2 protein-coding genes are annotated in these 2,187 nt (G+C 69.4%); both read right to left on the bottom strand.

What is annotated here, in order from left to right:
* Positions 1-107 precede the first annotated feature (107 nt).
* Positions 108-935, bottom strand: a complete 828-nt coding sequence (locus AAAX36_RS09405; RefSeq protein ID WP_349075280.1) for an ATP-binding protein — start codon at positions 933-935, stop codon at positions 108-110.
* Positions 932-2,187 (bottom strand): IS21 family transposase (gene istA, locus AAAX36_RS09400; protein WP_138341784.1); only part of this gene is annotated, 1,256 nt, incomplete at its 5' end. The genes istA and AAAX36_RS09405, both read right to left, overlap by 4 nt.

Here is a 2,187-nt window from a genome sequence, read left to right as displayed (position 1 = left end):
TGTTAGCGCCGGAATAATTTAGCCAAATATAGTCGGCCGAGATTGACCAATCCCGGCCGACCCATTTTAGCCAACACGCCCGCATCTATGACTTTCCTATCGCATTCCTACATCCCCTCGGGCTGGATCCCCCTCACCTTCACCGCCTGGGGGACGGCCTCCACCGAGTAGGTGTCAAGCTCCCTGCCGCGGTAGCTCGGGCCCCGCATCACGAACACCGACGCCTTGTCGAACAGCCTGTCGAGGGCGCAGAGGAGCGTGTCGTCGCCCGTGAAGAACTCATCCCACCCGCTCGGGGCGATGTTGCTCGTGAGGACCATCGCGTTCGGCCCCTCCTTCTCGTAGCGCCTGTCGACGACATCGAAGAACAGGTCGGTGCACGGCCTGTCGTAGACGCATCTCCCCGCCTCGTCAACGATGAGGCACGACGGCTTGACGAGCGAGGAGACGACCCGCGAGGTGTTTCCCCGCTGGACGGCCTTCTGGAACCTGTCCCTGAGCTCGGTCGCCTTTATGTAGTAGGTCTTGAGCCCCCGCATGCAGCACTCGCGCCCGTAGGCCTGCGCGAGGTGCGTCTTCCCTATGCCGCCGGGCCCGACGAAGGCGACGTTGCGGTGCGCGTAGAGGTCGGCCAGCGACGGGAGCTTGCCCAGCGCGGCCGCGTCCCGGCCCTGGATCCTGGAGAAGTCGAAGCCCTCGAAGGTCTTGGGCTCGCGCCTGGGCAGCCTGCTCAGCCTCAGCAGCGTCTCGATGGAGGCGAGCCTCCTCTTCTCCGCAAGGTAGGAGAAGGTGGCTGCCACGGCGGCCATCTCCCCGTCGCCGAGGTCGAGGTCCGAGGCGAGGGTCGCGAGCTCCTCCGCCCCGACGGCGATCCCGAGCCTCGACGCGGCGTCGCTCGCGAGCTCGTAGGGGCTCGCCCCCGCGCCCGCCATCATTCGGCCCTCCCGAAGTCGAACCTCTCGAAACCGGGTTTCGTCCTGGGCGGGGCGATTTGCTCGACCACGGTCCCCACCGGCTGGGTCGGCAGCTCCTCGGGCTGCGCCGGCGATGTCTCCCACTGCCCCTCGCACCAGCCGTCGGCGCCGGTGCCGACGGCGTGGGCGACGAGCTCGCGGGAGAGGTCGTCGCTGTATATGTGCACCACGCGCCCCTCCCGGTTCACCCTGCACTCGCGGCGGACGTACCAGTAGGGCACGCCGTAGCGGTGCCCCTCGAAGCTCACGAAGCCGTCGAAGGAGATCTTCCGGCGCGGGCACAGGTACCGCTCGACCTCGGCCGTGACCTCGAGCGGCCTGGTGTTCGCCGAGCACGCCGCCTCGTGCTCGCGCATCGGGACGCATGCCGCCGCGCGCCGCCAGCGGCCTCCCTGCTCGGCGCACCAGAGGGCGGCCTCCCGGTTGAGGGCGTCAAGGTCGGTAAAGGACCTTCCCGCGAGGAAGTTCCCCTTCACGAAGCGGACGAGCCTCTCCACCTTGCCCTTCGTATAGGGGTGGCGCGGCCTGCACAACCTGGTGCGGAAGCCGACGACGCCCATGAACTCGGCGTAGTCGGCCTGCCAGACGGGCCGGCCGTCGGCATCGCGGCGGACGACCACGCTCTTCATGTTGTCGGTGAGCACGGTCGCGGGCACGCCCAGCGCCGAGAACGCGTGCAGCATCCCGATGAGGAGGTTCTCCTGGCGCGCGTTCGGGAAGAACTCGACGTGGGCGCCCCCGCAATGGTGGCAGACCATGGCGAAGCAGGCGATCCGCGCCCGCTCCCCGCCAGGGCGCTCGACCGCGACGAAGCCCCAGTCCATCTGGTAGGCCTCTCCGGGCGCCGTCCTGAAGCGCTGGCCGCGGCAGCCCTGCGGGGCCGCCTGCCGCCTCTTCGCGGGCACGAGGTCCCGGTGCGCGGCGATATAGGTCTTCACCGTGGTGAGGCCGCCGGCGTAGCCCTGGCCGAGCAGCCGCTCGAATATCACCTGCGAGTTGGTGACGCCCTTCCGCAGGAGGTCGTCCACCAGGCCGGTGTGGCCGGCGAGCACGCCCGGCGCGGCCCTCCTCCCGCTGTTCCCGTGGGGCAGGGCCCTGAACCCGTGTGCCCTGACCGTCCTCGCGCGGGAGCGGGTGAGCCCCGTCCTCCTGCAGAACTCCGCGAGGTTGCATGCCTGCGGGTCGAACCCGTCGCCCTCCTCCGCGGCCATCT

Source organism: Collinsella sp. CLA-ER-H10, assembly GCF_040092475.1.
Lineage (GTDB): Bacteria > Actinomycetota > Coriobacteriia > Coriobacteriales > Coriobacteriaceae > Collinsella.
The sequence above is the reverse complement of the archived record's forward strand: the minus strand, read 5'-3'. Positions and strand labels throughout refer to the sequence as shown.

Excerpts from the sequence above, each read along its gene's own strand:
- AAAX36_RS09405 (WP_349075280.1), bottom strand. The coding sequence starts at position 935 with ATGATGGCGGGCGCGGGGGCGAGCCCCTACGAGCTCGCGAGCGACGCC.